The sequence below is a fragment of the Chryseobacterium phosphatilyticum genome (genome assembly GCF_002899825.2).
GTDB lineage: Bacteria > Bacteroidota > Bacteroidia > Flavobacteriales > Weeksellaceae > Chryseobacterium > Chryseobacterium phosphatilyticum.
Genome location: NZ_PPED02000046.1, coordinates 1 through 547 on the forward strand (window position 1 = coordinate 1; position 547 = coordinate 547).

General features: G+C 70.6%; 1 protein-coding gene. It reads right to left on the minus strand.

The annotated features are described in order from the left end of the window. On the minus strand, positions 1-547 hold a 547-nt coding region (locus C1631_RS25365), incomplete at both ends, for a Mur ligase family protein (RefSeq protein ID WP_262510226.1).

The following is a 547-nucleotide window of genomic DNA, read 5'->3' on the forward strand; positions in this document are numbered from 1 at the left end:
GCTCCAGGGCTTCCGGCTTGTGGGCGTAATCGACGAGGCACAAGCCCCCGTTCGCTTCGCCGATCCGCTCCATGCGGCCCGGCACGCCGGTGAGCCCTTCGAGCGCGGCGAAGACGCCGGCCGGATCGACCTGACCCGCGGGCGTTGCCAGGGCGAGACCCGCCGCGACCAGGGCGTTCTCGACCTGAAAGCCACCGACCAGCGGCAGGCGCACGTGATAGTCCTTGCCTGCATGGGCGAGCGTCAGGCTCTGCGCGAACCCCTCCGTCCCGGCCTCGACGAGGCGGATGAAGTCGCCGCCGCGCCCCGTGGTGCGGATGACGTGGCCGGCGGCGTCGGCCACGCCGATGACGCGCTCGGCATAGGCGCCGTCCGCGTTGACGATGGCCGGACAGCCCTTCGGCAGCAGCGTCGTGAACAGGCGGAGCTTGGCGTCGAGATAGTCCTCGATGGTGGGGTGATAATCGAGGTGGTCGCGGCCGAGATTGGTGAAGGCGGCGGCCGTCAGCTCTACCCCGTCGAGGCGGCGTTGCTCGATGCCGTGCGA